Source organism: Herbaspirillum sp. B65 (assembly GCF_000333555.1).
Lineage (GTDB): Bacteria > Pseudomonadota > Gammaproteobacteria > Burkholderiales > Burkholderiaceae_D > Herbaspirillum > Herbaspirillum rubrisubalbicans.
The window spans coordinates 1-3,190 of the sequence record NZ_BADI01000271.1; the positions used below are offsets into that span (position 1 = coordinate 1).

3 protein-coding genes are annotated in these 3,190 nt (G+C 60.4%); all 3 read left to right on the top strand.

The features are described from left to right. The first annotated feature begins 146 nt into the window (after nt 1-146). Nucleotides 147-1,451: a phage portal protein gene (locus I5W_RS07095; RefSeq protein WP_044528704.1), complete on the top strand. Its 1,305-nt coding sequence runs from the start codon at nt 147-149 to the stop codon at nt 1,449-1,451. Further along, entirely contained in the window at nt 1,448-2,113 is a 666-nt protein-coding gene (locus I5W_RS07100) for an HK97 family phage prohead protease (protein WP_044528705.1), read from the top strand. Before I5W_RS07095 ends, I5W_RS07100 begins: the two co-directional genes overlap by 4 nt. 10 nt (nt 2,114-2,123) lie before the next feature. After that, nucleotides 2,124-3,190: phage major capsid protein (locus tag I5W_RS07105; RefSeq protein ID WP_044528706.1), on the top strand; the 1,067-nt coding region annotated here is incomplete at its 3' end.

The following is a 3,190-nucleotide window of genomic DNA, read 5'->3' on the forward strand; positions in this document are numbered from 1 at the left end:
CCAGCAGGTAACCGAAAGATTGCGAAGGATAAAGCAACAGGCCGCGTCGATGGCCTCGTCGCAGCGGTCATGGCGGTGGGCGGGGCACTCGGCGAGCCCGAGGACTCCGGCGACCTGGACGACTTTTNGAAGAATCCGATCATGNCATGAAAACAGGTAAACAAACATGGCCCCGCCGTATTAAGTCGGCGGTGGCCGGGGCAGTCTCTGGCTGGCTTGGTCGAGAGATCCGGTTGACGGATGGAGAGTTCTGGCGAGGCTGGTTGGGGAATAACTTTTCTGGCCAGCGAGTGACCGTCAATTCGACTCTGCAGTTGAGCACGGCGATGGCGTGCGTTCGCCTGCTCTCCGAGGTGATCTCGACGCTGCCCTTCGGCTTGTACGAGAAGGACAAGAACGGCACGCCGGTTGCCGCCAGCGATCACCAGCTCTATTACCTGATCCATACCCAGCCGAATGCGGACATGACGGCCTCTACGTTCTGGCAGGTCTTCATGGCCAGCATGTTGCTGCACGGGTATGCCAGGGTCGAGAAGCGGATGTCAGGGCGCACCATCACCTCGCTGATCCCGCTGGTGCCAGAGTGCATTTCACGTCGCCGCATTGCGCCGGGCGTCTATGAGTGGCATTACAACGATCCGATTCTCGGCACGTCTCGCGTGATCGCCCCTGCCAATCAATGGGAGGTGCCGGCTTTCACCCTAAACGGCGTCGATGGCCTGTCTCCGATTTCCTACGGTGCCAACGTCTTCGGCGCCGCCTTGGCTGCGGATAAGGCAAGCGCCGAGACATTTACCAATGGCCTCAAATCACCCGGCCTGGTGATGATGGACTCGGTACTGAAGGCAGAGCAGCGAGAGGAGATTCGCCAGCACGTTGACAAGGTGCAGAAGACCGGCAGCGTGATGGTGATGGAGAAGGGAGCTGGCTTCCAGCAGTTGAATATGAATCCACAGGATGCCGAACTGCTGTCCACCCGCAAATTCAACATCGAGGAGATCTGCCGCTGGTACCGGGTGGACCCCTCATTGGTGGGGCATGGTGGCAAGGACAGTAACTGGGGCACGGGCCTCGAAGAGAAGATGACCTGGTTGGTCACGCTGGCCATGCGCCCTTGGGCCGTGAAGGTGGAGCAGGCCATCCGTAAGGATCTGCTGCGCCCGGAAGAGAAGCGCCGCTACTACGCGGAGATCTCGCTCGAAGGCTTGCTGCGTGGTGATAGCAAGGCCCGATCCGCTTTCTACAGCCAGATGGTGCAGAACGGGATCATGACCCGCGACGAATGCCGGCGCCTGGAGAACCTGCCGGTCCATGGCGGTCAGGCCGACGCGCTGACCGTGCAATCGAATCTGCTGCCCATCGACCAGCTGGGCCTGGGTGCCGATGGCGCTACCCAAGTTCGCCAGGCGCTCAATGCCTGGCTTTCACAAGACAAGGTGACAGAGCAATGAGCTTCAAGACTATGGCGCGCAAGCGCGTTCCCTTCACGGCGGACGAAGTGAAGGACGATGGCACTTTCACGGGTTACGCCTCCATCTTCGGCAATGTGGATCTCGGCCGGGACATCGTGATGCCGGGCGCCTTCACCAAGAGCCTGGCCAGGCTGAAAGCCTCGGGCGATCCGCTGCCGCTGCTGTGGCAGCACGATGAAACGCAGCCTATCGGCGGATATGAAGAACTGGAAGAGGATGAGCGCGGCCTGCGCGTGAAGGGTTTCCTGCTCAAGGACGACATCCCGCTGGCGGCACAGGCGCATTCGCTCATGAAGCGTCGCATCGTGAAAGGCCTGTCCATCGGCTACTACGTATTGGCCGATAGCTGGAACGAGAAGGAGCGCACCCGCGCACTGACCGAGCTCGATCTCCTGGAGGTCAGCGCGGTGACCTTCCCCATGAACACCGAGGCATTGATCGACAGCGTGAAGTCCCGCCTGCATGGCGGGAAGCTGCCGAGCCTCCCCGAATTCGAGGGCATCTTGCGTGAGGCAGGGTTCTCGAAGAGTCAGGCCACGATTGTCGCCAGTCGTGGCCTGAAGACCCTGCTTGACCGGAGCGATTCCGGTGGCAACGACAGCAATCTCTTGGCTTCCCTGCAAGCCTTCAACTTCAACTAATGAGGAAACTATGAATCAGATTCGCATTTTCAAATCGGCCATCCAGGCCAACATCAAAATCTTGCTGGCGGCGCTGGCTGACTTTACCTATCCCTACGTTTTCCGCCACATGGTGCAGATGGGCGTCATCATGTGCGTGTCTGACCCCGAGCCGATCATGAAGGAGCTCAAGCGTATCGGCGACCAGGTCAAGGAAGTCGGCGAGAAGGCGCTGAAGGAAGCCGAGAAGGCCGGTGAGCTGTCGCAAGACACGAAGAAGAAGGTCGACGAACTGCTGGTCAAGCAGGGTGAGTTGCAGGCTCGCCTGCAAGAGACCGAACAGAAGCTCGACAAGCACGCCGCTGGGCCTGCATCGTTCGAATTCAAGTCTATCGGCGGCCAGGTGGTCGAGTCCGAAGAGCTGAAGGAGTATGTCAAGGAAGGCAACTTCAAGAAAAGCATCACCGTCCAGGTGAAGGCGGTCACCAGCGCCGCGAACAGTGTCGGTGCAGCCGTGGCGCCGGATCGCCTGCCGGGCATCGTGACCCTGCCGCAACAGCGCCTCACCGTGCGCGACCTGTTGTCGCCGGGCCGTACCTCTTCGAACCTGGTGCAGTACATCAAGGAAACCGGTTTCGTGAACAATGCCGGGATGGTCGCCGAGGGCACGAAGAAGCCCGAGTCGAGCATCACCATGACCGAGGCGCAATCGGTGGTGGCCAAGATCGCGCACTTCATCAAGGCCTCCTCGGAAATCATGGCTGACTTTCCGGCCCTGCAGTCGATCATCGACACGCGCCTGCGCTATGGCCTGGCCTTGATCGAAGAGGCTCAGTTGCTGAAGGGCTCCGGCGTGGGCAACAACCTGAACGGCATCTATACCCAGGCCAGCCAGTACGCCGCACCCATCGTGATCAAGAACCCCACGCGCATTGACGTGCTGCGCCTGGCACTGCTGCAGGCGGAGTTGGCGGAATACCCGTCTACCGGCATCGTGCTGAACCCGGCGGACTGGACTGCCATCGAGCTGCAGAAGGACAACACGGGCGCCTACATCTTTCACAACCCACAGTCCACGGCGCAGCCTGGCCTGTGGGG

Bases quoted from the DNA above. Each gene is read 5' to 3' on its own strand.
- I5W_RS07095 (WP_044528704.1), top strand. From the start codon at position 147: ATGAAAACAGGTAAACAAACATGGCCCCGCCGTATTAAGTCGGCGGTG.
- I5W_RS07100 (WP_044528705.1), top strand. From the start codon at position 1,448: ATGAGCTTCAAGACTATGGCGCGCAAGCGCGTTCCCTTCACGGCGGAC.